Annotated in this window: 20 protein-coding genes; 14 read left to right on the top strand and 6 right to left on the bottom strand. The window is 64.6% G+C overall.

Annotated features, from left to right (window positions below):
* Window positions 1-4 precede the first annotated feature (4 nt).
* From MTR72_RS02365 to MTR72_RS02355, 3 genes are all read left to right on the top strand, one after another.
* Entirely contained in the window at window positions 5-3,343 is a 3,339-nt protein-coding gene (locus MTR72_RS02365) for an adenylate/guanylate cyclase domain-containing protein (RefSeq protein WP_280966119.1), read from the top strand.
* 280 nt (window positions 3,344-3,623) lie between these two features.
* Complete coding sequence (locus MTR72_RS02360; protein ID WP_280966118.1) at window positions 3,624-3,818, top strand: hypothetical protein; 195 nt, start codon at window positions 3,624-3,626, stop codon at window positions 3,816-3,818.
* A 197-nt stretch (window positions 3,819-4,015) separates the two neighbouring features.
* The gene (locus MTR72_RS02355; protein ID WP_280971184.1) at window positions 4,016-4,198 is read left to right on the top strand and encodes a hypothetical protein; all 183 of its coding nucleotides are present in this window, start codon (window positions 4,016-4,018) and stop codon (window positions 4,196-4,198) included.
* A gap of 146 nt (window positions 4,199-4,344) precedes the next feature.
* Here MTR72_RS02355 and MTR72_RS02350 read toward each other — a convergent pair whose 3' ends face one another.
* The gene (locus MTR72_RS02350; RefSeq protein WP_341510041.1) at window positions 4,345-4,941 is read right to left on the bottom strand and encodes a TetR family transcriptional regulator; all 597 of its coding nucleotides are present in this window, start codon (window positions 4,939-4,941) and stop codon (window positions 4,345-4,347) included.
* A 147-nt stretch (window positions 4,942-5,088) separates the two neighbouring features.
* Here MTR72_RS02350 and MTR72_RS02345 point away from each other — a divergent pair, with 147 nt between their 5' ends.
* The 10 genes from MTR72_RS02345 to MTR72_RS02300 all read left to right on the top strand — a co-directional run bounded on the left by MTR72_RS02345 (window position 5,089) and on the right by MTR72_RS02300 (window position 16,079).
* Entirely contained in the window at window positions 5,089-6,531 is a 1,443-nt protein-coding gene (locus MTR72_RS02345; RefSeq protein ID WP_280966116.1) for an MATE family efflux transporter, read from the top strand.
* A 171-nt stretch (window positions 6,532-6,702) separates the two neighbouring features.
* Entirely contained in the window at window positions 6,703-7,497 is a 795-nt protein-coding gene (locus MTR72_RS02340) for a MetQ/NlpA family ABC transporter substrate-binding protein (RefSeq protein WP_280966115.1), read from the top strand.
* 133 nt (window positions 7,498-7,630) lie between these two features.
* Window positions 7,631-8,668, top strand: coding sequence for a putative FMN-dependent luciferase-like monooxygenase (locus tag MTR72_RS02335; RefSeq protein ID WP_280966114.1), 1,038 nt, complete (start codon window positions 7,631-7,633; stop codon window positions 8,666-8,668).
* A 36-nt stretch (window positions 8,669-8,704) separates the two neighbouring features.
* Window positions 8,705-9,301 (top strand): CMD domain protein, encoded by a 597-nt coding sequence (locus tag MTR72_RS02330; RefSeq protein WP_341510040.1) that lies wholly within the window; start codon window positions 8,705-8,707, stop codon window positions 9,299-9,301.
* An 11-nt stretch (window positions 9,302-9,312) separates the two neighbouring features.
* Window positions 9,313-9,897, top strand: a complete 585-nt coding sequence (locus MTR72_RS02325; RefSeq protein WP_280966112.1) for an alkylhydroperoxidase domain protein — start codon at window positions 9,313-9,315, stop codon at window positions 9,895-9,897.
* 73 nt (window positions 9,898-9,970) lie between these two features.
* Window positions 9,971-11,128, top strand: coding sequence for an ABC transporter substrate-binding protein (locus MTR72_RS02320; protein WP_280966111.1), 1,158 nt, complete (start codon window positions 9,971-9,973; stop codon window positions 11,126-11,128).
* A gap of 54 nt (window positions 11,129-11,182) precedes the next feature.
* Window positions 11,183-13,006, top strand: coding sequence for an ABC transporter permease (locus MTR72_RS02315; protein WP_341510039.1), 1,824 nt, complete (start codon window positions 11,183-11,185; stop codon window positions 13,004-13,006).
* A complete protein-coding gene (locus tag MTR72_RS02310; RefSeq protein ID WP_280966109.1) occupies window positions 13,006-13,869 on the top strand; it encodes an ABC transporter ATP-binding protein in 864 nt (287 codons plus the stop codon). Before MTR72_RS02315 ends, MTR72_RS02310 begins: the two co-directional genes overlap by 1 nt.
* Window positions 13,866-14,603 (top strand): ABC transporter ATP-binding protein, encoded by a 738-nt coding sequence (locus tag MTR72_RS02305; protein WP_280966108.1) that lies wholly within the window; start codon window positions 13,866-13,868, stop codon window positions 14,601-14,603. Before MTR72_RS02310 ends, MTR72_RS02305 begins: the two co-directional genes overlap by 4 nt.
* 435 nt (window positions 14,604-15,038) lie before the next feature.
* A complete protein-coding gene (locus MTR72_RS02300; protein WP_280966107.1) occupies window positions 15,039-16,079 on the top strand; it encodes a HoxN/HupN/NixA family nickel/cobalt transporter in 1,041 nt (346 codons plus the stop codon).
* Here MTR72_RS02300 and MTR72_RS02295 read toward each other — a convergent pair.
* Both MTR72_RS02295 and MTR72_RS02290 read right to left on the bottom strand, forming a co-directional pair.
* Window positions 16,058-17,569, bottom strand: a complete 1,512-nt coding sequence (locus tag MTR72_RS02295; protein WP_280966106.1) for an ATP-binding protein — start codon at window positions 17,567-17,569, stop codon at window positions 16,058-16,060. The two genes, MTR72_RS02300 and MTR72_RS02295, sit on opposite strands and share 22 nt — an antisense overlap.
* Before the next feature lie 143 nt (window positions 17,570-17,712).
* Window positions 17,713-18,537, bottom strand: a complete 825-nt coding sequence (locus tag MTR72_RS02290) for a YkgJ family cysteine cluster protein (RefSeq protein ID WP_280966105.1) — start codon at window positions 18,535-18,537, stop codon at window positions 17,713-17,715.
* Between the two features lie 286 nt (window positions 18,538-18,823).
* On the opposite strand from MTR72_RS02290, the gene MTR72_RS02285 reads away from it, so the two are divergent.
* Window positions 18,824-19,018 (top strand): hypothetical protein, encoded by a 195-nt coding sequence (locus MTR72_RS02285; protein WP_280966104.1) that lies wholly within the window; start codon window positions 18,824-18,826, stop codon window positions 19,016-19,018.
* Between the two features lie 46 nt (window positions 19,019-19,064).
* Here the strand turns inward: MTR72_RS02285 and MTR72_RS02280 are convergent, their stop codons facing one another.
* The 3 genes from MTR72_RS02280 to fliI all read right to left on the bottom strand — a co-directional run bounded on the left by MTR72_RS02280 (window position 19,065) and on the right by fliI (window position 23,934).
* Window positions 19,065-20,129 (bottom strand): ketopantoate reductase family protein, encoded by a 1,065-nt coding sequence (locus MTR72_RS02280; RefSeq protein WP_280966103.1) that lies wholly within the window; start codon window positions 20,127-20,129, stop codon window positions 19,065-19,067.
* Between the two features lie 1,178 nt (window positions 20,130-21,307).
* Window positions 21,308-21,943: a MarR family winged helix-turn-helix transcriptional regulator gene (locus MTR72_RS02275; protein WP_341510038.1), complete on the bottom strand. Its 636-nt coding sequence runs from the start codon at window positions 21,941-21,943 to the stop codon at window positions 21,308-21,310.
* 665 nt (window positions 21,944-22,608) lie between these two features.
* The gene (gene fliI / locus MTR72_RS02270) at window positions 22,609-23,934 is read right to left on the bottom strand and encodes a flagellar protein export ATPase FliI (RefSeq protein ID WP_280966101.1); all 1,326 of its coding nucleotides are present in this window, start codon (window positions 23,932-23,934) and stop codon (window positions 22,609-22,611) included.
* Window positions 23,935-23,936: the final 2 nt, after the last annotated feature.

Raw genomic sequence — 23,936 nt, 5'->3', positions numbered from 1 at the left:
GCCTATGCAGCAGATTGCGGAGTGGCTCGAGAACCTGGGGCTTGGGCAATACGCACAGCGCTTTGCTCAGAATGGGATCGACATAGGCGTCCTTCCCGAATTGAGGGACGAGGATTTCGACAAGCTCGGAGTTCTGCTTGGCCATCGTCGCAAAATGCTGCGCGCCATCGCCGAACTCGACCCGGCCGCATTGATCCCGTCGCAGGCCCCTCTGCACGGCGCTGAGCGCCGCCATCTCACCGTCATGTTTTGCGATCTGGTCGGCTCGACTGCGCTCTCCGCGCGCCTTGATCCCGAGGACATGTGGGAAGTGATCCGGGCCTATCGCGCCGCCTGCGCCAACGTCGTCGCCGCCTATGACGGCATGGTCGCCCGGTTCGTGGGCGATGGAATACTGATCTATTTCGGCTATCCCCGCGCTCACGAGGATGATGCGGAGCGCGCAGTACGCGCGGGACTCGACGTCATAGCCGCTGTCAGGCAGCTCAAGACACGCGAGCAGGTCGAAATGCGGATTGCGATTGCGACCGGACTTGTGGTGGTCGGTGATCTCGTCAGCGGAACTGCGTCGGAGGAGCAGGCGACGGTCGGTGATGCGTTGAACCTCGCCGCCCGGCTCCAGGGGCTGGCCGAGCCTGGCGCGGTCGTCGTTGCCGCGTCGACGCGGCGGCTGCTCGGTGATCTCTTCGCGTTTCGCAATCTCGGCCGCCGCGAGGTCAAGGGCATCTCCGAGCCCATCGCGGCCTGGGCGGTCGAAGGTGCGTCCGCGTCGGAGAGCCGCTTCGAGGCGGTCCGCGCGGCGCGCTCGATCGGCTTTGTCGGTCGCAAGGAGGAGATCGAGTTCGCGCTCTCGCGCCAGCGCCTGGCGTGGCAGGGGCAAGGCCAGATGATGCTGATCTGCGGCGAAGCAGGCATCGGCAAATCGCGCATGGTTGCAACGCTCGCGGAAAGCCCCACTTTGGGTCCGCACCGCCGGGTGCGGTATCAATGCTCGCCCTACCACACCAACAGCGCGCTTCATCCCTTCGTCGCGCAGCTCGAGCGCGCCGCCGACATCCGGTCGCACGACACGCCTGCGCAGAAACTCGACAAGCTTGAGGCAATGCTGGCACTTGGAACAGCGTCGGTGGCTCAAGCGACGCCGCTCATCGCGGCGCTCCTTTCGATTCCCACCGGCGACCGTTATCCGCCGCTCGGCCTGAGCCCGGCGCAGCAGCGGCGACAGACGTTCGCCGCCCTTCTCGATCAGCTCGAGGGGCTGGCACGGCAGCAGCCTGTGCTGATTATCTGCGAGGACACGCATTGGGCCGATGCCACGACGCTCGAACTGCTGGATCTCGCGGTCGACCGGATCAGGGGTCTGCCGATACTCGTCCTCATGACGTCGCGGCCCGAGTTCGAACCGTCCTGGGCGGGGCTCGCCAATGTCAGCCTGTTGCGGCTCGACCGGCTTGACCGGCAGGATACGCGCGCTCTGGTCGAGCAGGTGACCGTCGGCCGCCAACTTCCGCGCGAGATGATGAAGCAGATCATCGACAAGACCGACGGAATCCCGCTCTTCGTCGAGGAATTGACCAAGATGGTGCTGGAGTCCGGACTGCTCGTCGAAGACGCCGGGCGCTATCGCCTCGATAGTCCGCTTCCGCCGCTCGCCATTCCCGCGACGCTGCAGGACTCCCTCATGGCACGGCTCGACAGGCTGGCTCCAGTCAAGGAGGTGGCGCAGATCGGCGCCGCGATCGGCCGCGACTTCTCTTACGGATTGCTGAGGTATGTGGCGGGGCGCGATGACTTGACGCTGAGCGCCGCACTACGGCAGCTCGAAGAGGCGGAATTGCTGGTGTGCCGCGGCGTCCCGCCGGAAGCGAACTATAGCTTCAAGCATGCACTCGTTCAGGAAGCGGCTTACGAGAGTATGCTCAGGAGCAGACGGCAGGTGCTCCACAAGCAGATTGGCGACGTTCTGCGTGACAAGTTTCCAGTCGTCGCCGCGACTGAGCCGGAGATACTTGCACACCACTTCAGTGAGGCGGGACTGAGCGAGGTCGCCCTCGAATGGTGGCGCAAGGCGGGCCAAGAGGCGCTGAAGCGCTCGGCCTATTCCGAAGCGATTGCGCATCTTCGCAAAGCGATTGCCATCGCCGATGAGCTGCCCGATGAGCCCGGCCGCATGATGAGCAGGCTCCACCTTCAGATCGCATATGGCCGTGCATTGCGGGGCAGCCTCGGGCACAGCGCGCCCGAAACGGTGGCCGCATGGACGCGCGCCCGCCAGCTCGCGGCCGACATCAATGATCCGGTCGAACTTGCGCCGATCCATTCGGGCCTCTTCAATGCCTGCCTGACGCATGGCGAGATCGCTCCGATGCGGGAGCTGGCGAATGCCGTCATGAGTGCCGCCGAGCGACGGCCGGAATCGCCGGTGGCCGCCGTTGTCGCGCATTGGACGAGTGGGGTGACCTGCTGGTTCGGGGGCGATTACTTGAACGCGAGAACGCATCTCGAGCAGGCACTTGCGATCTATGATGCCGAGCCGGATCCCGCGACGTTCAGGATGTCGGCGCTGGATCTTCCGTTCGTCATCATGAGATTCCTTGCGCTCGTGCTATGGCCGCTTGGAAAGATAGACCGCGCGCGCCGGCTCGCCGCAGAAGCGGTGAGTGCGCAAGGAGAGAAGCGGGCGCTTTCCCAGGCCAATGCGCTCGTTCACAGGGCCGTTTTCGACGGACTATGCGGGGGTATGTTGCAGCAAACAGAGACGATCCTGGCACTGGGGTTGGCTCGCGACCACACGATGCCCTTGTATGTGGCCGCCGGAACCTACCTGAACGGTCTGGCGAAGTGGCGGGCCGATGACCGAATGGCGGGGCTCACAGACATGCGCCTCGGGCTGACCGCGCTGCACGAGAATGACTGCTACCTTTGTGAGCCGTTTTGGGTCATGCATGTTGCCGTGGCAGGGGCAGAGGCGGGCCAACTCCAGGCCGGCTTGGACATGTTGAGCGAGCTGATTGGATGGACCGAGCGTTCCGGTCAGCGTTGGCTCGATGCCGAACTGCATCGCGTGCGGGGCGAACTTCTATTGCGTCACGAGCCGCCGGACCTTTCCGGTGCGGAAGATGCCTTCAACCGAGCTCTGGAAATCGCCCGACATCAACAGACGAGAACATTCGAGCTCCGCAGCGCACTTGGACTTACACGCATGCGCAATACGAAAGGCAGAGCGGCACTCGAGGTGCTCGCTGGCATCATCGCCGAATTTGATGCAGAGCGATCTCTTCCCGAAATCGAACAAGCGCAAATGTTGCTCCGGAGCGGCGGTAGCCAGTTCGCGCGGGGCTGACCGGCGGGGCTCTACCGGCTCGCGCGGGAGAGGTGCTTGGGTTCTGCGCCCCGAAAAGTGTCCGGCGCGCAAACGCGACGATTATGCGCGCAAGCGCCGCGTGTTCCGCATGCGGCATGGCTGGGAAATAAATCCGGCTGCTCACGAGTGTGAGAGCGCGTCCTGTTCCATTTCTACCCGTTAATGCGCGTGTCCGGGGAAAGTTGCCAAGTAATGGGCGTTGCCTTGGCTTGATGCGCGCCTGTTCCCGGCCGGGAAAGCGATGGATCGGGAGAATCGAATGAGCGATGGAGCGGACTATTTCGCTAAGCTGCTGGGACGTGCGGCCATGCAGGTTTGGGGCGACATGCCTCGCGATATCCAGGAAGCGCTGTTCGAGGCCGCGATGAAGGGGCGCGACACCCAGCGCGAAGACCTCGCGCGGCCGCTGCACGAGCGTCATCCGCGCACGCTGCATCCGGCGAGGGCGCGCTAGTCGCGACCACAGGCACATTGTTGCCATAGTGCCGTCATCCTGACTGCAGATTGCCGCTTCCGAACATCATAGACGGAGCGTGATACCGCACGACGAATTGTGCGGAATCGGGAACGTTTGCGAAAGCACTTGGTTGGCAAACTGCCTGGAGCTTCAAGCCCCAGGCTTAACGGGTTCAACGATGTGGACTGATCGACGTGAGCGACATGAACATCGGAAAATGGTACGATCCGATCACGCAGCGATGGTTTGTGCCGCGTGAAATTATTCCGGTTGCCAGCTATTCGGAGCCGAACACAGAAGAACGATTGGAGATGCACAAGAGCGCAGAGACTCAACGGATTTGGGATCTGCTGGTTGATTGCTGTGCTCGTGGATAGTGCGCTGGCGGAAAGCGGTGTTGGATCGGCGTTGCCGCCAGTGACGGCGACCGAGGCTGGCGGTGGATGAAAACAGGTCGCCCGCGTAGCGTGCTGAACCTTTTGCCAGCTAAGATGGCAATCCCCTCGACTGTAGGTTTCGCCACTCAATCGATTCCTGTAGCCCTCTTCGGGCCTGCGAGATTGACCGCCGCCTCCGCTGCATCTTTCAGGATCTCCTCCGACAACTGCCTGTCGTTGATCGCGCGCGACAATTGCAGAGCGCCGACCATGGTGGCGTAGATCGCGATCACCCTGCGCCGCCGCTCGTCCGGCGAACCCTGCCGGATTTGCGCCGCCATCAGCGCGATGATGTCCGAAAATTTCCGGGTGAAGGCGTCGCGGGTCGCCTTCGGATGCCGCGCGACCTCGGCAACGAGGGCGGCGGTCGGGCAGCCGGTGCCGGCGCGGTCGCGATGATGCGGGGAGAGATAGTCGCGGATCGTCGTCTCGAGCGCGATACCGTTCTCGAGATTGTCCTCGTGCCGTTGCTCACTCCGGGACAGCGCGTCGAGCAGCACCTCGCGCACCAGCTCTTCCTTGGAGGCGAAGTGGGTGTAGAAGGCGCCGTTGGTGAGGCCCGCCTCCGACATGATCCCGGCAAGGCCGACTGCGGCGATGCCGCTCTCGCGAAACTGCGCGGAGGCGACGTCGAGAATATGCCGGCGTGTCGCATCCCTCTGTCCCTTGTCGTAGCGCGCCAATACTGCCTCCTGCGTACAGACCGGACCCGGCCACAAAATCGTGAGGATGGACCTATTGCATTACGCTCATAATAAGACATTATGGCCATAATACAATAGGGGCGGCCGATAGGCGGCGGTCCATGAGGGGCACACAGGATCGAACGCATGTCAGTCGAGGACGCCGCGGCGCCGGCTTTGTCAGCAGCGCAAAGCCCGGTCCGGGCCACGGCGCCGCTTCGCGAGGCGCCGCCCGCCCAGAGCGCGAGCGCGCGGAGGCGGGCCGCGCTGCTGGCCGCGCCGATCCTGCCCACCCTGATCAAGCTCGCGCTGCCGACCGTGGCCGTTCTGGTGGCGCAGACGGCGGTCAACATCGCCGAGGCCTACTATGTCGGCTTCCTCGGCACGGACGCACTGGCAGGCGCCGCGCTGGTGTTCCCGATCTTCATGCTGATGACCATGATGTCGAACGGCGGGTTCGGCAGCGGCGTGGCGTCCTCGGTGGCACGTGCGGTCGGTGCCGGCCGCCGCGATGACGCCGATGCGGCGCTGTTTCATGCCGTGGTGCTTGCTGTCGTCGCGGGCGCGCTCTTCACGTTCGGCGCGATCGTCGGCGGTCCGCGTCTGTATAGCCTACTCGGCGGCCAGGACGGGGCGCTCGCTGCCGCCATCACCTATTCCGACTATCTCTTTGCCGGTGCCATTCCAGTCTGGATCGTCAATCTCCAGGCGGCGGCGCTGCGCGGCTCCGGCAACGTGAAGGTGCCCGCGCTGGTCACTTTGATCGGCGCGATCGTGACCATCCCGGTCTCGCCGGTGCTGATCTTCGGCTTCGGTCCGTTTCCGCGGCTCGGCATCGGCGGCGCCGGCGTCGCTTTCGGCCTCTATTACGGGGCGGCGATGCTGGTCCTGCTGCGCTACATGGCCTCCGGGCAATCGGGTCTCACCTTGCGCATCGTGCGCCTGCGGGCCGCGATCTTCGCCGACATGCTGAAGGTCGGTATTCCCACCGCGCTCAACGCGGTGCTGACCAATCTGACCGTCATCCTCGTCACCGGCGCGGTCGGCCTGTTCGGGACCTCCGCGCTCGCGGGCTACGGCATCTCCTCGAGGCTCGACTACATCATGATCCCGCTCCTGTTCGGCATCAGCACCGCGACCTTGACCATGGTCGGCGTCAACATGGGTGCAGGGCAGACGGCGCGGGCGCGAAAGATCGGCTGGATCAGCGGTGTCCTCGGCATGATCATGACCGGCACGATCGGCATCACGGTTGCGATCTTTCCAACGGGCTGGCTGCATCTCTTCAGCCATGAAGCCGAGGTGGTGCGCGCGGGCACGGTCTATCTGCGCATCGTAGCCCCGGCCTATGCCGCACTCGGCTTCGGCTTCGTCGCGTCCTTCGCTGCCCAGGGCACCGGCCGCGCGATGGGCCCGCTCGCCTCATCCGTCGCGCGGATCCTGATCGCGGCCGGCGGAGGCTGGATCGCCGTCGCCAGCTTTGGCGCGGGAATGGCGGGGGTTGCCGGCATGGTTACCGTTTCGCTCCTAACCTATGCCGTGATCTGCGCCCTGATCATGCTGTCGCCATCGACCTGGCGTCCCGAGTGATCGGGGCTGCGGGCTCGTCTCGCGCACATGCTCAGGCCGTGCCACGCGTTCCATTTCCCGATTGGCCACGCAGAGAGAAGCAGCGTGCCTCCACGGGGCCAAATTTGAATTTCCATTTCATTGATTTCGTGCTGCACACGGGACAAGACGACACAAGCTATTGCCGGTTCCATGGAGACCAAGATGTCGTTTCGCCTCCCCCTGATCCTTTCAACCTTGCTCGCCGTCTGGTCCGCGGGTGCCATGGCCGAGACCATCAAGATCGGCGTGACGCCGGGGCCGCACGCGCAGATCCTCGAAGCGGTGAAGCCGATCGCGGCGAAGAACGGGCTCGATATCCAGCTCATCGAGTTCTCCGACTATGTCGTGCCGAACGCCGCGCTCGATGCCGGCGACATCCAGGCCAATTCCTTCCAGAACCAACCTTATCTCGACAATCAGAAGGCCGACCGTGGCTATAAGATCGACTCGGTCGGGCTCACCGTGAATTTCCCGATCGGGGTCTATTCGAAGAAGCACAAGAACTGGGCCGACATTCCCGACGGCGGCAAGATTTCGATCCCGAATGATCCGACCAATGGCGGGCGCGTGCTGCTGCTCCTGCGCGACAAGGGCGTCATCAAGCTGAAGGACGGCGTCGGCTTCAAGCCGTCGGTACTGGACATCGCCGAAAACCCCAAGAAGCTGAAGTTCGTCGAGGTCGACGCGGCGCAGGCGCCCCGCGCGCTCGACGATGTTGATGCCGCCGCGATCAACACCAACTACGCGACCCAGGCTGGCCTCGATCCCGTCAAGGATCCGATCCTGCGCGAAGATCCGAAGGGCCCCTACGTCAACCTGATCGCGGTCCGCACCGCCGACAAGGACAAGCCCTGGGTCAAGATCCTCGTGGACAGCTATCACACGCCGGAGGTCAAGGAGTTTGTCCTGACCAAGTTCAAGGGCGCGGTGCTGCCGAGCTGGTAGGCAGACTGCCCAGCCAAACTCCGGCGGAGGCGCGATCGGGGCGACGTGGCAGCCTTGCGCAATGCCCGCTTGTCTCCGGCCGCGGCAACCGACATCATCGGAGCCGTGGCAATCCTCGCCCGACAGGGGTCGTATGAAACGCTTTGCAAACCTGAAACGACTGGGGTTCTTCACGCGCCTTCTCGATGAGGCACCGCCGGCCGAGCGATACCGCTTCGCGGCGGAGCAGATCGTGCACGCGGAAAAGGCAGGCCTCGATTCCGCGTGGATCGCGCAGCATCATTTTCACGAGCGCGAGGGCGGATTGCCGTCGCCCTTCACCTTGCTCGGCTACGTCACCGCCCAGACCTCGCGCATTCGCCTCGGCACCGGCATCGTCACCTTGCCGCTGGAGAATGCCGTGAGGGTGGCGGAGGACGCCGCGGTTCTTGATCTTCTTTGCAATGGCCGGTTCGAGCTCGGCGTCGGCACCGGCGGCAACCCGTCGGCCTTTGCCGCCTTCGGCCTCGACAGCGCCCAGCGCAACGAGATTTTCGCCCGCAATCTCGAGGTCGTCCGAAGCGCGCTGGCCGGCAAGCCACTCACCGGCGGCGATACGCTCTATCCGCAGCGGCCGCAACTGTGCGACCGGGTCTGGCAGGCGACATTCTCGGTGACGGGTGGCGCGCGCGCGGGCAAGGCTGGCGATGGCCTGTTGCTGTCGCGGACCCAGCCCCGCACCAAGGAGGCGCCGAAGGCCACGCTCGCCGAGATCCAAAATCCGATCATCGATGCTTATCTTGAGGCGCTGCCGCCAGGATGCGAGCCGCGGATCATGGCATCGCGCAGCGTCTTCGTCGCAGAGGACCGTCGCGAAGCGATGCGCCTCGCCGATATCGGGCTGCGGCGCGCGCTCCCGCAGTTCATGAAGGGCGGTCACGCCGCGCCAGGCGAGACGCTGGAGGAGATGATTACGGCGTTCGACACCCATGTGGGCGCGGCCGACGACGTCGTCGCCTCGCTCCGAGCCGACGCCACGCTGGAGCGGGTGACCGACCTCGTCTTCCAGGCGCATTCGGTCGATCCACCGCACCCCTATATCCTCCGATCGATCGAGCTGGTCGCGGACAAGGTTGCACCGGCGCTGGGCTGGACCCGAACGGCTGCGGCCGACGTCGCGTTGGCAGGCTAGCCGGAATGGACAAATCGCGTTGCACGAGGCTGAATGATGAGCACGACGGATATCATCGACACGCTCGCCGGGATCGAGCCCGGATCGAGCCTGGACGCGATCCGCGCGCGGCGGGCGCAGGCGCGCGAGAACGCGCAGAAGAGCTACCTCGCTCTGTTCAAGCCGATTGACGCCAGCGATTTCTCCATCGCGGAGCGCGCGGCGGTCGCGCTCTTCGTGATCGGCCTCCACGGTGAGCCCAATGTGACCGCCTTCTATCGCGCAAAGCTTGCGGCAACCGACGGAGCGGGCCTTGTCGAAGCGATCGAGGCGGAAGTCGCCCACGGCAAGACCTCGGGGCCGTATGGCGCCTTTCCGGCCGGCCCGCTGTCGATCGAGAACAAGGCCGGCTTGATCTACCGTGTGAGCGCGGATCGCAAGCCGGTCCTCGGCGCCCGGCTCGCCGCGGCGCTCGAACATGCGCATCTCCTGGTGTTCCGGCCGCGCGATGCCGCGTCTGCCGACGTGAAGGCGCTGCTCGGCGCCGGCTGGTCGAACACCGGCATCGTTACTTTGTCCCAACTCGTCGCGTTCCTGTCGTTTCAGGTGCGCGTCGTAAGCGGCCTGCGCACGCTTGCCGCGGCGAGCGCGTAGGAGGCTGTATCATGAGCGCTGCAAACACAGTCAATCCACCGGTCGTGTTCACCCAGGATGAGCTCGGCTGGGTGGCATGGATCGATCCGCTGCCCGAGGCTGAGCTGACTGAGCGGCACTTCGCGGGCCTCGTCGATCGCGCCCGCGCCAAGTCCGAATATTTCCGTCTCCTGGTGCGCGATCCCGAAGTGTTGGAAGCCCGCACCAAGACCGACAAGGATATTTTCTACAACGTGGCGGACGGCTTGCCGCGCGCCGAGCGCGAGCTCGCGGCGGCAGCGACCTCGCGCTACAACGGCTGCATCTATTGCGCCGCCGTGCATGCGCGCTTTGCCAGCACCTACTCGAAGCGCCGCGACGACGTGCAGCGCCTGCTCGACGAGGGCATCAAGGCCGATCTCGGCGAGCGCTGGAATGCGGTGGTGAAGACTTCCGTCGCGCTGGCGACGACGCCGATCGCATTCGGAAAAGACAACATCGAAGAGCTGCGCAGCGCTGGTCTCGACGATGCTGAAATCGTCGACGTCATCAACGGCGCGTCGTTCTTCAACTGGGCCAACAGGCTAATGCTTTCGCTCGGCGAGCCGACAAAATAGGCATCTTGCTTGATCGATTCTTTGGCACAGAACTTGCGACCAATCTCCAATATGTGAACGGGTGGAGCCGAGTATGAGCAACATCGATCGTCGTACCCTGGTCAAGGGCTCTCTTGCCACCATGATGGCGGGAGCGGCCTTCTCGCGCACGGCCTTCGCGCAATCGTCCGAGCCGATCTTGCTCGGTGTCAGCGGTCCCCTGACCGGGCCGAACGCGCAATACGGCACGCAGTGGAAGCAAGGCTTCGATCTCGCGCTGGATGAGATCCACGCGGCCGGCGGCATCAACGGCCGCAAGCTTGCCTACAATTTCGAGGACAGCCAGAGCGATCCGCGCCAGTCGGTGGCGATCGCCCAGAAGTTCGTCTCCGATTCCAGGATCGTCATGGAGCTCGGTGACTTCTCCAGCCCGGCGTCGATGGCGGCATCTCCAATCTATCAGCGGGGAGGGCTGGTGCAGTTCGGCTTCACCAACTCGCATCCCGACTTCACCAAGGGCGGCGATTTCATGTGGAGCACCTCCGTCAGCCAGGCCGACGAGCAGCCGCTGCTGGCGCAATATGCCGTGAAGCGCTTGGGCCTCAAGAAGCTCGCCGTGCTGCACCTCAACACCGATTGGGGCCGCACCAGCCGCGACTATTTCGTCAAGGCGGCCAAGGAGTATGGTGCTGAGGTCGCGATCACCGAGGGCTATATTGCGGAGGAGCGCGATTTCCGCTCCACCCTGGTGCGCGTCCGCGACGCCAGTCCCGACGGGCTGATCCTGATCTCCTACTATTCCGATGGCGCGCTGATCGCGCGTCAGGCCCGCCAGGTCGGGCTGAAGCAGACGATCTGCGCCGCTAGCTCGGTCTACTCGCCGAAATTTTTGGAGCTCGGCGGCGAGGCGGTCGAGGACGTCCATCTCGGCACCCGCTATTTCCCCGAGGATCCGCGGCCGGAGGTGAAGAAATTCATCGCGGGCTTCAAGGCGAAATACAGCGGGCAGGAGCCCGACGCCTTCAACGCCTATGCCTATGATGCAATGAACATGGCGGCTGCCGTCGTGCGGATCGGCGGCACCGATCGCCGCGCCATCCGCGACGCCTTCACCAAGGTCCGCGATGTCTCGAGCGTCATCTTCGGGGCCGCGACGTTCGACGTCGAGACCCGCCGCGTCAAAGGCGCCATGAACGCCGAGCTCGTCGTCCGCAAGGGGCAGTTCGCGCTTTGGGATGGCAAGCCGACCTGACATCATGGCCGGAGTGGTCACTCCGGCCCGTTTTCCCTTCACTAGGAACCCCGCGTGTCCTCCTGGCTCGACTACACGATCAATGGGCTGATCGTCGGCAATGTGTATGCCCTCGTTGCGGTCGGGCTCGCGCTGATCTTCGGCGTCAGCCACCTGATCAATTTCGCCCAGGGCTCGATCTATCTCGTCGGCGCCTATATCGGCTGGGTGGCGGTGGTGCAGCTCCACACGCCGCTTCCCCTCACCATCATCGTGGTCGCGGTCGCCGCCGCGCTCGTCGGACTGATCATCGAGCGATTCGGCCTGCGTCCCCTGCAGAATTCGGCGCGCATCGCGCCGCTGCTCGCGACGATCGGCATCAGCTTCGTGCTCGACCAGATCGTTATGCTCACCTTTTCGCCCAACCCGCGCGCGCTGCCGAGCCAGCTCCCCGACGTCCGCTTCCAGGTAGGCAATGGAACGATCGGCCCGCTCGACCTCTTGATCGCCGGCGTCGGCATCACCAGTGCGCTGCTGCTGTTCGTGTTCCTGCGCTACAGCAAGCTCGGCTGGGCGGTGCGTGCCACCGCGCAGGACCGCGACGCGGCCATGCAGATGGGCGTCGACGTCAACCGCGTGAACCAGGCCGTGTTCGGCATCGCCGCCGCGCTCGGCGGCGTCTCCGGCATGCTGGTCGGCATGTACTACAACCAGATCGACACGGCGATGAGCCTGCAGGCGACGCTGAAAGGCGTCGTCGCCGAGGTGGTCGGCGGTGCCGGCAACGTCCCCGGCGCCGTGGTCGGCAGTCTGCTGCTCGGACTTGTCGAAAGCTACGGCGTCGCCGTATTCGGCACCAGCTATCGCAACCTGTTTGCATTCCTGCTGCTGGTGCTGGTGCTCGTGTTGCGGCCGAACGGCCTGTTCGCAAGTGCTCGGCAGGCGCCGCCCGAGCCGCTCACCGGCACTTTCATTGCACCGAGCCGTCCCGTTCGCATTCCCCGTTGGGCCTTGGCTGTCGCCGTCGGCGGCTTTGCGATCCTGCCGCTGTTTCCGGTGTCGTTCTACGTGCTGCAGACCCTGATCAACGCCTGGCTGCTCGGCATGCTCGCGCTCAGCCTGACGCTGGTTGCGGGCACGATCGGCCAGGTCTCGCTCGGACACGCGGCGCTGCTGGCGATCGGCGCCTATACGTCGGCGTTGCTGTCGCTGAGCCTGTCCGTTCCTGTCGGTCTTGCCGTCATCGCCGGCGGCCTGATGAGCGCCGCGCTCGGCACGACGCTGATCTCGCCGTCATTCCGCCTGCGCGGGCATTACGTGTCGATCGCGACGCTCGCCATCGGCGAGATCGTGTCGCTGGTGATCCTGAACTGGGAGGGCGTGACGCGCGGTCCCATCGGCATTTCCGGGATTCCGCCCTTGTCGCTGTTCGGCTATGACCTGATCAGCGCGTCGTCGGTCTACTGGTTCAGCCTTGCCGTCATGATCGTGCTGGCACTGCTGCAGGGGCGGTTGCTCACCTCGCATCTTGGCCGCAGCTTCCGCGCCATTCGCGACGACGACATCGCTGCACGCGCCTACGGCCTCAGCCTGAACCGCTACAAGTCGCTGGCCTTCATCTTCGGCGGCTTCGCTGCAGGCGTCAGCGGCGCCATCGCCGCGCATCTTTATTCCTACATCAATCACGAGACCTTCAACACGCAGCAATCCATCCTGGCGTTGACGGTCGTGATCCTCGGCGGCCTTGGCAATGTGGTCGGCGCCGTCGTCGGATCGGTGGCGCTGGTCGGCTTGCCCGAGGTGTTCCGGATCGCGGCGGAATACCGCATCCTGATCTACGGCATCGTGCTCCTGCTGCTGGTGCGGTTCAGGCCGCAGGGCCTGTTGGGGACGATCTGATGGACGCGCATCTCACGACTGCCTCCGGCGCTCCGATGCTGTCCGTGCGCGGACTGACGCGGCGGTTCGGCGGCCTGACTGCCGTCGACGCCATCGATCTCGACCTCGCCAAGGGCGAGCTCGTCAGCATCATCGGCCCGAACGGCGCCGGCAAGACGACTCTGTTCAACCTCGTGACCGGGCACGACCGGCCCGATGCCGGCGAGGTTCGTCTCGAAGGGCGGGACATCACCGGCCTTGCGCCGGAAACGCTGGCCGGGCAGGGCATCGCGCGCACGTTCCAGCTCGGCCGTGTCTTCGGCAATCTCAGCGTCATGGACAACGTCCTGATCGGTGCCCACACGCGGCTGCGCGCGGTCAAGCCGGCGGTGCCGGTGATCGGCCCGCTCCTGGAATTGGGGCTGGCGCTGCTGCGCCCGGCGAGCGTCAGGGCCGAGGAGGAGCGCCTGCGCGAGGAGGTGAAGGTCATTCTCGCGCGCTTCGGCGAGCGTTTGTTGCCGCGGATCGATCAGCCGGCCTATAGCCTCTCTTATGCCAACCGTCGCCGCGTCGAGATCGCGCGGGCGCTTGCGCTGAAGCCGCACCTGTTGCTGCTCGATGAACCCACCGCCGGCATGAACCCGACCGAGACCGCGGAGATGCAGGCGCTGATTGCCGAGCTGAAGGCGGAGGGCCTGACCATCCTCTTGATCGAGCACAAGCTCGAAATGGTCATGCGCCTGTCCGACCGCGTCATGGTCATGGACGAGGGCAAGAAGATCGCGGAAGGCCTGGGCGAAGACGTGCGCAACGATCCCAAGGTCATCGAGGCCTATCTCGGTCATGGCTTGTCGCAGGGCGAGGAGCAGGAGACAGCGGCATGACGAGCACCGCCGATCCGTTGCTGGCGCTGTCGGGCGTCAACACCTTCTACGGCCAGGCGCAGGTGCATTTCGACCTGTCGATCAGCGTCGCGCGCGGCCACATCGTCTGTCTGCTCGGCGGTAACGCCAGCGGCAAATCGACCACGATGAAGATCATCCTTGGTCTGGTGAAGCCGCGCTCGGGCGAGGTGACCTTCGACGGCGCCCCGCTGCTCGGACTTTCCACGCCGCAGATCGTCCGCCGCGGCATCGCCTCGGTGCCGGAGGCGCGGCGGCTGTTTTCGGAAATGAGCGCCAGGGAGAATATCCTGATGGGTGCGTTCGTGCGCAACGACCGAGCCGCGGTGGCGCAGGACCTCGAGCGGATGCTGACGCTGTTTCCAAAACTCGGCCGGCGGCTGTCGCAGCGCGCCGGCTCGTTGTCGGGCGGCGAGCAGCAGATGGTCGCCATGGCCCGCGCGCTGATGAGCCGCCCGCGGATGATCGTGATGGACGAGCCGACCATGGGCCTGTCGCCGCTCTATGTCGACCGCGTGCTGGAGCTGATCAGGACCATCAACCAGGAAGGCGTGTCGGTCTTCATGGTCGAGCAGAACGCCAGCCTCGCGCTCGAGATCGCGCATGAAGCCTATGTCCTGCAGACCGGCAAGATCGTGCTCTCCGGCCCGGCGCGGACGCTGAAGGACGATCCCCGCGTGCGCGACGCCTATCTGGGCGGCTCTGAGGCCGCATAACGGCCTCATGGTTCGAGACGCCCGCACGCGCGGGCTCCTCATCATGAGGGTCGACGAATTTGCCACGAAACAAGACCTCATCCTGGGGAGGATGTGAACTTTGATTGCCGCTTCAGACCTGAATTGAAAGAGCTACGTCGCCGCCCAAACTCCGTCATTGCGAGCGCAGCGAAGCAATCCAGAAATGCATCCGCGGACAGGCTCCTGGATTGCTTCGCTGCGCTCGCAATGACGCTGCTGGGAGCAGCGACCGCAAACCAAGACCTCATCCTGAGGAGCCCGCTCAAGCGGGCGCCTCGAAGGATGGGCCGCAACGAAGGCACTTCAACTCGCGGTCTTGCTACGGGATCCATCTCGGTAGTCCGGGATTGCGCTAGCCGGTGTGATCATTCTATAGAAATATCATACTACAGTGCGATTGGCGGGAATGTGTTCGTGACGAAGTGGTCTTTGCGGGTGGTCGAGCCCAAAGCGGTGCTGCTGTTCGGCGGGCTCGTCATCGCCAATATCGCCGCATGGGTCTGGGCCTTCGCGCTGTTCGCCGACCGGCCCGCGGTAATGGCGACCGCGCTGCTTGCTTGGGTGTTCGGCCTCCGCCACGCCGTGGACGCCGACCACATCGCCGCCATCGACAATGTCGTGCGCAAGCTGATGCATGTGGGCGAGGTGCCGCGATCCGCGGGACTGTATTTCGCGCTCGGCCATTCCACGGTCGTGGTGGTCGCGACCATGCTGCTTGCGCTCGGCGTGGTCGGTCTTGGCGGTGACAGTCTGCTCAAATCCATCGGCGGCCTGATCGGCAGCTCGGTCTCCGCGATCTTCCTGCTCGTGATCGCGATCCTCAATCTCGTCATCTTCATCGGCCTGTGGCGGACGTTTCGCGCGGCGCGCACGCATGGGATTCATGACGCCGAAGGGCTCGATGCGCTGCTCGCCAATCGCGGATTTCTGGCGCGGTTGCTCGGCCCGATGTTCCGTCTGGTGACGAAACCCTGCCACATGTATCCGCTCGGACTGTTGTTCGGGCTCGGCTTCGACACCGCGACTGAGATCGGGCTGCTCGGCATCTCCGCCACCGAGGCCGCGCGCGGCGTTTCGCTTGCGCATGTCCTGGTATTCCCCGCTCTGTTCACCGCCGGCATGGCGCTGGTCGACACCGCCGACTCGGCGCTGATGGTGAGCGCTTATCGCTGGGCCTTCGTCGATCCCTTGCGAAAGCTCTGGTACAACCTCACCATCACCGGCGCCTCCGTCGCGGTTGCCCTGTTCATCGGCGGCATCGAGGCGCTTGGCCTGATCGGCGACCGCCTTGATCGCTCCGGCGGGGTGTGGTCGCTGATCGACGGCCTCAATCAGTCACTTGCGAATGTCGGCTTCGCAGTGATCGCGCTGTTCGCAATCGCCTGGCTGGTCTCGATCGTGCTCTATCGCCGAGTCTTTACGGACAACCAAGCTCAAGCAGACGCTGCGCTCTGAGCCTGCTCTACCGGCAAGTCATCGCCGTTGGGATCGCCCGGCGCGGTCGCCCAGGCGAGCTCCACCAGAGTCACGATCCTGCGTCCACCGCCGTCGAGCTGGCAGACGATCAGGCCCTGCTCCTCCATGTAGCCGAGCAGCCGCTGCGCGCGGCGCAGCGAATGCGAGCCATAGGCGCGTGCGATCGCGGCATCGCCCGGGCAGGGCCAGCCTTCCTTGGCCGCGCGGGCGATCATCATGAACACGCCCTGCATGTCGTCAGGCAGGATCGAGGCGCGCAGCGTAACTTCCTGCCATGCGTCGTCCTCGGCGAGCTCGGTGCCGAGCCCGGCGCGCGCATGCGTCAGCATGCGGCGGAATTCGTTGAGGTCGGGCACGGCCGAGCCGAGCCCCTCGATGCGGCAGCGGACCACGAACTCCTGATAGAGCACGCCGATGGCGCGGAAGCCGGCGTCGGGTTCGGCCAGCACGGCGCGCAAGGTGCGGTCGACGCGTTCGCGCCGCTCCGCGAGCTCCTCCGCGCTGACCGGCAGCTCGATCGCCTCGGGGCGGGCTTCCGTCGCAGCGGACTTCGCCGCCCTGAGCTGCTCCAGCAGATCCGGCGCGGGCCGGCGCTGTGGGCGGTTCGCCTCCGGCGGCGGCGCGGCGAGGATCACCGCGCGTGCATCCTCCAGCGTCGCCTCGGGCAGCGGCAATAGCCGTGGCGTGGCATTGCGCGGCTTAGTGTCGGTCGGACCGATATTGAGGCGCAAGGGCCGGCGCGACAGTGCCGGTCCCAGCGCCATGAACTGTCCGCGCTCGAGATCGCGAAAGGTTTCCGCCTGCCGCCGCTCCATGCCGAGGAGGTCGGCGGCGCGCGCCATGTCGATGTCGAGGAAGGTGCGGCCCATCAGGAAATTCGAGGCTTCCGCCGCGACGTTCTTGGCGAGCTTCGCCAGCCGCTGGGTCGCGATGATGCCGGCAAGTCCGCGCTTGCGGCCGCGGCACATCAGGTTGGTCATGGCACCCAATGAAAGCTTGCGCGCCTCGTCCGATACTTCGCCCGCAACCGCCGGCGCGAATAGCTGCGCCTCGTCCACAACCACGAGCATCGGATACCAGTGGTCGCGATCGATGTCGAACAGGCCGCCGAGAAACGCCGCCGCGCGCCGCATCTGGTTCTCGGCATCCAACCCTTCGAGATTGAGCACGGTGGAAACGCGGTGCAGCCGCGCGCGCTCGCCGGCGACCTGAAGCCCGCGCTCGGTATGATCCTCTGCGTCGATCACGAGGTGGCCGAAGTGCTCGGCCAGCGTGACGAAATCGCCTTCGGGATCGATGATGGCCTGCTGTACCCAGGGCGCGCTCTGCTCCAGGAGGCGCCGCAAGAGATGCGATTTGCCGGAGCCGGAATTGCCCTGCACCAGGAGGCGGGTGGCGAGCAGCTCCTCGAGGTCCATGGCTGCCGCGGCGCCCGCCGTGGTCTGCCCCATCTCGATCGCAACCGTCATGTCCCGACTCAAAGCCTTCCTTCGCGGCAAGCGGCTTATCAATCCGATCGCGGCCCGTCGAGCGGTGCATGGCGAATCACGCTGCGTTGCCCACGGTGGCGTTCAGGGAACACGTCGATGCATGCTCAGGCTGGCCGCGCCGCTCAGGCGCCCGCCAGATTCGACAATCGGAGCAGGGCGGGCCGGTAGGGCGGGTGAGGATCGTCATCCTCATTTTCAGGGATGGCGCAGGAGCCGAATTCCTGCCGGATGCGCTCGATCTCGGCGACGCGCTCGTGCAGCCGCTGCAAATGCTCGGGCGACTTCGCTCTCCAGAAACGGAACGTGTCCGACGTCAGGGGCAGGAACGCGGTGCCGAACAGCGTGGGATCGGGGACGATGGTGCGGCCGAGCAGCAGGAATCTGTCGGGCCCGGAGACGACGAGGGTCGCATAGCCGCGGTTTCCGATCCGCCTGATCCCGTTCAGTGACCACTCGGACAATTTGCTGAAGTAGGGCTCTTCGCGCCAGCGATCGGGACAATGGTCATCAACCGTCACGTTGACGGCGTCCTGGCTGAAATGCACCACGAGCCCCGCCTTTTCGGGAAACCAGTCATCGTCGAGATGGCCTTGCAGCCAGGCGCAGACAAATGAACGGCACATCTGCGGACGGCGGTCATAGATGGTGCATCCCGTTCCCGTCTGCCAATGTTTGCACAACTGGTTCACCGGTTTGTCGACGGCAGCAACCTCGAGAATGTCGCAGCAGGCATTGCACGATCCGCATTGTCGGGAAGGCGGCGGCGGTGCCTGTCGACCGACGGGCTTGAAGCCCTGGCCATCGCGAACGAGAAGCTTCTGCTTCTCCAGGGCGTTCAGCGCGCGCTCGACCTTGAGGCGGGACAATCCGGTCGCGTCAAGGATCCCCTTCATCGTCGTCGCGCCCGCCTCCACCGCGCGAACGACCTGCAACGTCGCCTGATCCATCGTCTTCTACTTGTTCTTCCGCTTTCTAACCGGCTGTCGCGGCGGACCCGGAACCGAGGCCGGGGAAACCGGCATCCAGCCCGTCGCAGCCCGTGATAGGCAACCTGCGTACGGCTACAAGTCGCATGTATGCGATGTTTGCGCAAATGGGGGCCACGGGAATGGTCCGGTTCGGGCCAAATCACGATGGGAAGGGTCGATTTTCCGGGCGCTTTCGCGCCCGGCCCGGCGCGATTATGCTTGAGATGAAGAAATACGCGAAGGACTGCGACCTGGATTGGTCCCGATGAAATGGCTTCAGTGGTATCCGACGCGCGCCGACATCATCGGAATTTCGATCGCGCTCGCCGTGACGTGCATCTTCGTCTTTGTCGTCGTCGGCTTTCCGAACTTCCATCAGGCAACAGGTTTCGGCCCGGACTGGGACTGCAAGGCCGTGCCCAAGGGCGACCCGGTCTGCATCAAGAAGCCGGGCCGATGAGGTCCAGTTAGCTTCGGCGCGGCCAAGCCTACCGCGCCGACCTTGATCATTGCGCGCCGGATCCGCCCTGCACGATCTTCTCGTTCAGCTTCTGATCCACGATCTCGACCGTGCGATCGATCTCGGCATTGGGCGTGCCAAGTTGATGCGAGATCAGCTTCACCAGGAGGTCGACGCGTTCGATGAAGGGGGCGCCGCCCGCCACCGCCCGCGCCGCCGATGACGGCTTGAGCAGGCTCTCGGCGGCCTTGGCGTATTTTGCGAACGGCACCTGGTCCTGCGGGTCGGCACCGAGGCGCCGGGCGATCGCGTCGACATGATCGTAGATCGTCTGCGAGCGTGCGAGATCGCCGTGCACGGCGTCGCGGATCGACTGCGGATCGTGCGGCGTGATGCAGCGATAGTTGCCGGTGAGCAGCATCGACCATTTCGCCAGCGGCACGAACAGCGAAGAGAACACTTTCAGCTTCACCGGCACGTCGTGACCGTCGAGCGTGACCGCATCGATGTCGGCTTCAAGCTCGCGCAGCACCTTGTTGTGCTTCTCGTCCGCAAACACCGAGGCCTTGAAGTTCGTCGGCAGGCCGACATGCAGCACGTTCGCCGCTTCTTCCGGCGGACGGAATGCCTGCGGATCGGGTGAGCACAGCGTCACCAGGCCCGGCTCGAACCGCTCCCACACCTGTGCATTGGTGTAGGCCTCCTCGAGGTCCATGTCTGCGAGTGCTGGAATCCGCTTGAGGTAGGGCAGCGGCGGCATGTTCATGATCGAGAGGCACGGCAGCTTCGCCGCGGCAATCTTGACCATGAGAGTCCGGACGGTGTGGTTGGTGTATTGCGGCTCCTGCATCGCGAGGCCGACCATGTCGTAACGCGAGACGTCGACATTGGCGGGCGTCACCGCATCCAGCTTGCCGGGCAGGTCTCGCGAGAAGATCGCGCGGTGCACCGCCTCGTCGCGCAGCTTGATGCGCACCTCGGTACCGTCGCGGTTGATGAGCTCGGCGGTCTTGGCGCGGCAGACCAGGGTCACGTTGTGCCCCGCCATCAACAGCTTCGAGCCCAGCAGCGAGCCGTAAGAAGCCCCCAAGATCAGAATGTTGCGCGCCATGCTCTTTCCTCCGACAAATCACGCCGTATTTGGCCCGGCCGTGGTCCGGGACGGATTGGGGCGGCATGTAAAGCGAAGTCCGTCACGATGGCAACTGGTATAATGCATACAAGGTTGGTGCGCATTCCCGCTTCGTTCGCGTTTGCTGCCGTCCGGGCTACGAGGTCCCATGTTACCCGACGGGCAAAACACCTGCGCCGTTCGCAAAACTTGTCAAGAACGGACGCCTAAAATATTCCGCTTTACCGAAATTCGGATTTGTCGTATGGTCTCCCATCCCGGTCCACCAAGAGGGGCGATCGTACGTCGTCACGATTTCGCGGACCGGGTTGCGGTGGACGCGGCAGCGTCGGCACGAGAGGCGCGGGCAGGGCGGGTCGTCCCTGTGAGCCCGAGGCCACGTGCAGACGAGCGGCGCTGCAAGATTCGTCTCGCCAACACTCTCCGGCGCGTGTGCACACTGCCGGTGACTTGTGGCGATCAGCGAACGCGCGTACGGCAAAACCGTGTGGTCCTGGCCGTCGTTGCTACGGTCAAGCCTGTCGCGAAGGTGCACGCGAGCCCAACCGGGTGGACGGCACCGTCAATTCGCAGGGCGAGGGAGGCCAGAGGGAAATCGGCTCCCGGGAGAGCGCGGCATAAGCCGTCAAACCACTGCGCAGGGAAGGCCGTGTGTTGGGCTTCACCTGTCTGCCGCTGTGCAGTTCTTTTTGCGCTACATGCGCACAGCGGACCTGCGGGTGCCAGCCGGCACCCGGCCTTCCCTGCGCCCTCTTGGCTAGAAGGGGGTGACGAGATGAAGCAAAGCTCGGGCGAAAATCCGCCGCGAGAAGGCGAAGGTGTGTCTTTGTCGAAATGGAAATCAGATGCTGCGGCGGTCAAAATTGGCGACCCTCACCCTGAGGAGTGCGCCTCTTGCGCGCGTCTTGAAGGGCGAGGCCACAGCGGGGTCTTCATGCTTCGAGATGCGCGTGCCGCGCTCCTCGGGATGAGGAACTGCCGCCCACACTCCGTCATTGCGAGCGCAGCGAAGCAATCCAGAATCCCTCCGCGGCAGCAGCCTGGATTGCTTCGCTGCGCTCGCAATGACGAGTCCGTAGAGACGGTGTGCACGATGTCTGCAACATTCACTCGGAAATTGCACACGCCGACGACGCATCAAGCCCAAGTCCCTCGCGTCAACCCTGGCTGGCGACGCGGGCGCGATCGAGATGGTCCTCGATTTTCGGACGGTCGCGGGTGCGCTCAAAGCTCGTGCAGAGGAGTTCGGTCTCCTCGAGCGAGATGGGCGCGCGGTACAGCCGGCACATGAACTCCGCGTTTGCAGGTGCCTTGCCGGTAGCCGGGCTGCGCTCGGCGAGGAACATGCAGTCGCGGCAGATGCTGGCATCGAGCCGCTGATGCGTCGCATCGAGGTGATTGAGAATCTTCGTCAGCGAGTCACGCAGCCTCATGCACTTATCGGCGCCGAGCGCGGCGACAGCGTTCAGCACGTGATTGATCGGATCGTGCTGGTTCAGGCACTTCTCGCCCTGCGCGGTGACGTGGAGCACGACGGAGCGCTTGTCTTCGTGCGACGGCTTTCGCACCAGGAAGGATCTACTCTCGAGCGTCTTGACGATCTGCGATGCCGTCGCCCTGGTGGCGCCGATGAAGCCGGCGAGCGCAGACGGCGTGCGCGAGAAGCGGTTGGCGCGGCCGAGGAAGCGCAGTGCCATCCATTCCCGGTCGCGCAATCCGTGTTGATCGCCTTCGAAATACCAAGCCCTCGCCGCCTGAATCAGCAGCTCGACCGCTTCGCGTGCCAACGGCATGGGTCTACCTCGCCCCGGGAAATTCGCCTGCGGCGCCCCGAAGCCGCTTTCCGCCTTGGCGCACGAATCCTTCGCGAGAAGCTGGATAGCCGGCGACATCCGATGGGTTGCCGTCACGACCGGACGATGGATCGGAATTGGTCAACCGAAGCCCCTGAGTTCAAGTCACAAGCACGTTTCTTATATTCCGCCGAAACGATGAATGAGCTTCTCAATAAAATCAAGTAGAGACGCCCTCGGAGACGGAATGTCGTTGCAGACGTTCACGACATTCAACTCGATCTCGCTACGGAGAAGACATGATGGCGAACGGTGTGCTCTATGTATCAAGCGAGCTGCGGTAAAGTATACGACGGTTTACTTGCACGCATGTTGCTGGCTCCGTTCGATGCAAGTTGATCAGAGTTTGTGCATGACGAAGATGTACGTCCTCGCGTCATCCACAACTTGCGCAATCGGTTCTGCAGAATCAGCGAGGGAATGTGTAGGGATTGCACGCAGCGGTTGTTCGCGTCCCGCTAAGGGTAGTCATCCGAACGGTTAACGCTGCTGCGAGGGAAACAGTGCCGCATTTGCAGGCTGTGTTCCGCTGCAGCCAAGCCGCAGCTCTTCTGCGATTAACGCCGAAGCGCATGCATGGCCTCGCCGCGCGGCGGAATTGGCCGCTAGTCGCCCTTGAGCATGTCGCGCAGTTCGCGGAACGGATCGGCACTTGGTGGAGCCGAAGCGTCTTGCCGCATTGCGCTGTAGATCCTCGGGACCATGTCGACCGCCTGATCAAGGCTCGAATCGCGTCCGGACTGATATCCGCCCATCAGGCGGAGGTCGCGCGTGTCCTCGTATTTGGCGATCATGGCGCGCAGTTTGCTGACGAGTTCGCGCTCCTCGGGATCCCAGACGTTATGGGCGAGACGGGAGACGGATGCCAGCATGTCCACGGCCGGATAGCGTGCCTGGTCGGCAATGTGCCGGCTGAGCACGATGTGCCCATCGAGCGTGCTGCGGATGGTGTCGGCGATCGGCTCGTTGTGATCGTCGCCATCGACCAGCACGGAGAAGATGCCGGTGATGCTCCCGGACCCCTCCTCGCCGGGGCCAGCCCGTTCCAGGAGACGCGGCAGATCGGTGAAGACGGTCGGCGCGTAGCCGCGCGCGACCGCGGGCTCGCCGGCGGCGAGCGCGACCTCGCGGGCGGCATGAGCGAAGCGCGTGATCGAATCGATCACGAGCAGGACGGATTCGCCCCGGTCGCGAAAATATTCGGCGACCGCCATCGCCGTCTTCGGCGCCAGCCGCCGCATCATCGGGCTTTCATCTCCCGTCGATACGATGGTGACGGCGCGCGCGCGGTCATTGCCCAGCACGTCCTCGATGAATTCGCGCACCTCGCGGCCGCGCTCGCCGACGAGCGCCAGCACGACGGTGTCGAAGCCTTCGCTGCGGGCGAGCATCGCCAGCAGCGTGGATTTGCCGACTCCGGATCCGGCAAAAATGCCGACGCGCTGGCCGGCGCAGATCGGCGCAAACAGGTCGATGACCCGCACGCCGGTACGCAAGGGTTTGTGGACGCGCGCCCGCTTCATCGCCGGCGGTGCCTCCGTCTCCGCCGACACGGCCCGCGATCCCGGCGTGAGAGGACCCTGTCCGTCCAGCGGCGCGCCGAGCGCGTTGATGACGCGGCCCTTCCAGCTCGGATCGGGCGCGAAGGACAATGGCGGCATCCGGTATGCGATCGATCCGAGGCCGCCTGCGAACTGCCGGTCGAACGGCTTGGCGATGATGCCGTCGCTATCGATCCGGACAACCTCGCCGATCTGGGGCTTGCCCGCCGAATTGACGCCGATCAACTCGCCGAGCCTGACGAAGCGCGACAGGCCGGAGACGCGGAAATGCGTCGGCGCGATCTCGGAGATCGCGCCGCTGACGCTTGCAAGGGGGGTGCTCTGCTGAAGCTCCAGCAGTGCCCACTCAAGTTGCCGGAGAGCGTTCAAGG

The organism is Bradyrhizobium sp. ISRA442 (genome assembly GCF_038085055.1).
Classification (GTDB): domain Bacteria; phylum Pseudomonadota; class Alphaproteobacteria; order Rhizobiales; family Xanthobacteraceae; genus Bradyrhizobium.
Note: the sequence above shows the minus strand (reverse complement) of the source record. Positions and strands in the feature narration are given on the sequence as shown.

What these genes read in the sequence shown, in the direction of transcription:
- MTR72_RS02290 (WP_280966105.1), bottom strand. Translation starts at nt 18,537, where the DNA reads ATGGATCAGGCGACGTTGCAGGTCGTTCGCGCGGTGGAGGCGGGCGCG.
- MTR72_RS02365 (WP_280966119.1), top strand. Translation starts at nt 5, where the DNA reads ATGCAGCAGATTGCGGAGTGGCTCGAGAACCTGGGGCTTGGGCAATAC.
- MTR72_RS02335 (WP_280966114.1), top strand. Translation starts at nt 7,631, where the DNA reads ATGAAACGCTTTGCAAACCTGAAACGACTGGGGTTCTTCACGCGCCTT.
- MTR72_RS02310 (WP_280966109.1), top strand. Translation starts at nt 13,006, where the DNA reads ATGGACGCGCATCTCACGACTGCCTCCGGCGCTCCGATGCTGTCCGTG.
- MTR72_RS02285 (WP_280966104.1), top strand. Translation starts at nt 18,824, where the DNA reads ATGAAATGGCTTCAGTGGTATCCGACGCGCGCCGACATCATCGGAATT.
- MTR72_RS02340 (WP_280966115.1), top strand. Translation starts at nt 6,703, where the DNA reads ATGGAGACCAAGATGTCGTTTCGCCTCCCCCTGATCCTTTCAACCTTG.
- MTR72_RS02305 (WP_280966108.1), top strand. Translation starts at nt 13,866, where the DNA reads ATGACGAGCACCGCCGATCCGTTGCTGGCGCTGTCGGGCGTCAACACC.
- MTR72_RS02280 (WP_280966103.1), bottom strand. Translation starts at nt 20,129, where the DNA reads ATGGCGCGCAACATTCTGATCTTGGGGGCTTCTTACGGCTCGCTGCTG.
- MTR72_RS02360 (WP_280966118.1), top strand. Translation starts at nt 3,624, where the DNA reads ATGAGCGATGGAGCGGACTATTTCGCTAAGCTGCTGGGACGTGCGGCC.
- MTR72_RS02295 (WP_280966106.1), bottom strand. Translation starts at nt 17,569, where the DNA reads ATGACGGTTGCGATCGAGATGGGGCAGACCACGGCGGGCGCCGCGGCA.
- MTR72_RS02330 (WP_341510040.1), top strand. Translation starts at nt 8,705, where the DNA reads ATGAGCACGACGGATATCATCGACACGCTCGCCGGGATCGAGCCCGGA.
- MTR72_RS02325 (WP_280966112.1), top strand. Translation starts at nt 9,313, where the DNA reads ATGAGCGCTGCAAACACAGTCAATCCACCGGTCGTGTTCACCCAGGAT.
- MTR72_RS02345 (WP_280966116.1), top strand. Translation starts at nt 5,089, where the DNA reads ATGTCAGTCGAGGACGCCGCGGCGCCGGCTTTGTCAGCAGCGCAAAGC.
- MTR72_RS02275 (WP_341510038.1), bottom strand. Translation starts at nt 21,943, where the DNA reads ATGCCGTTGGCACGCGAAGCGGTCGAGCTGCTGATTCAGGCGGCGAGG.
- MTR72_RS02320 (WP_280966111.1), top strand. Translation starts at nt 9,971, where the DNA reads ATGAGCAACATCGATCGTCGTACCCTGGTCAAGGGCTCTCTTGCCACC.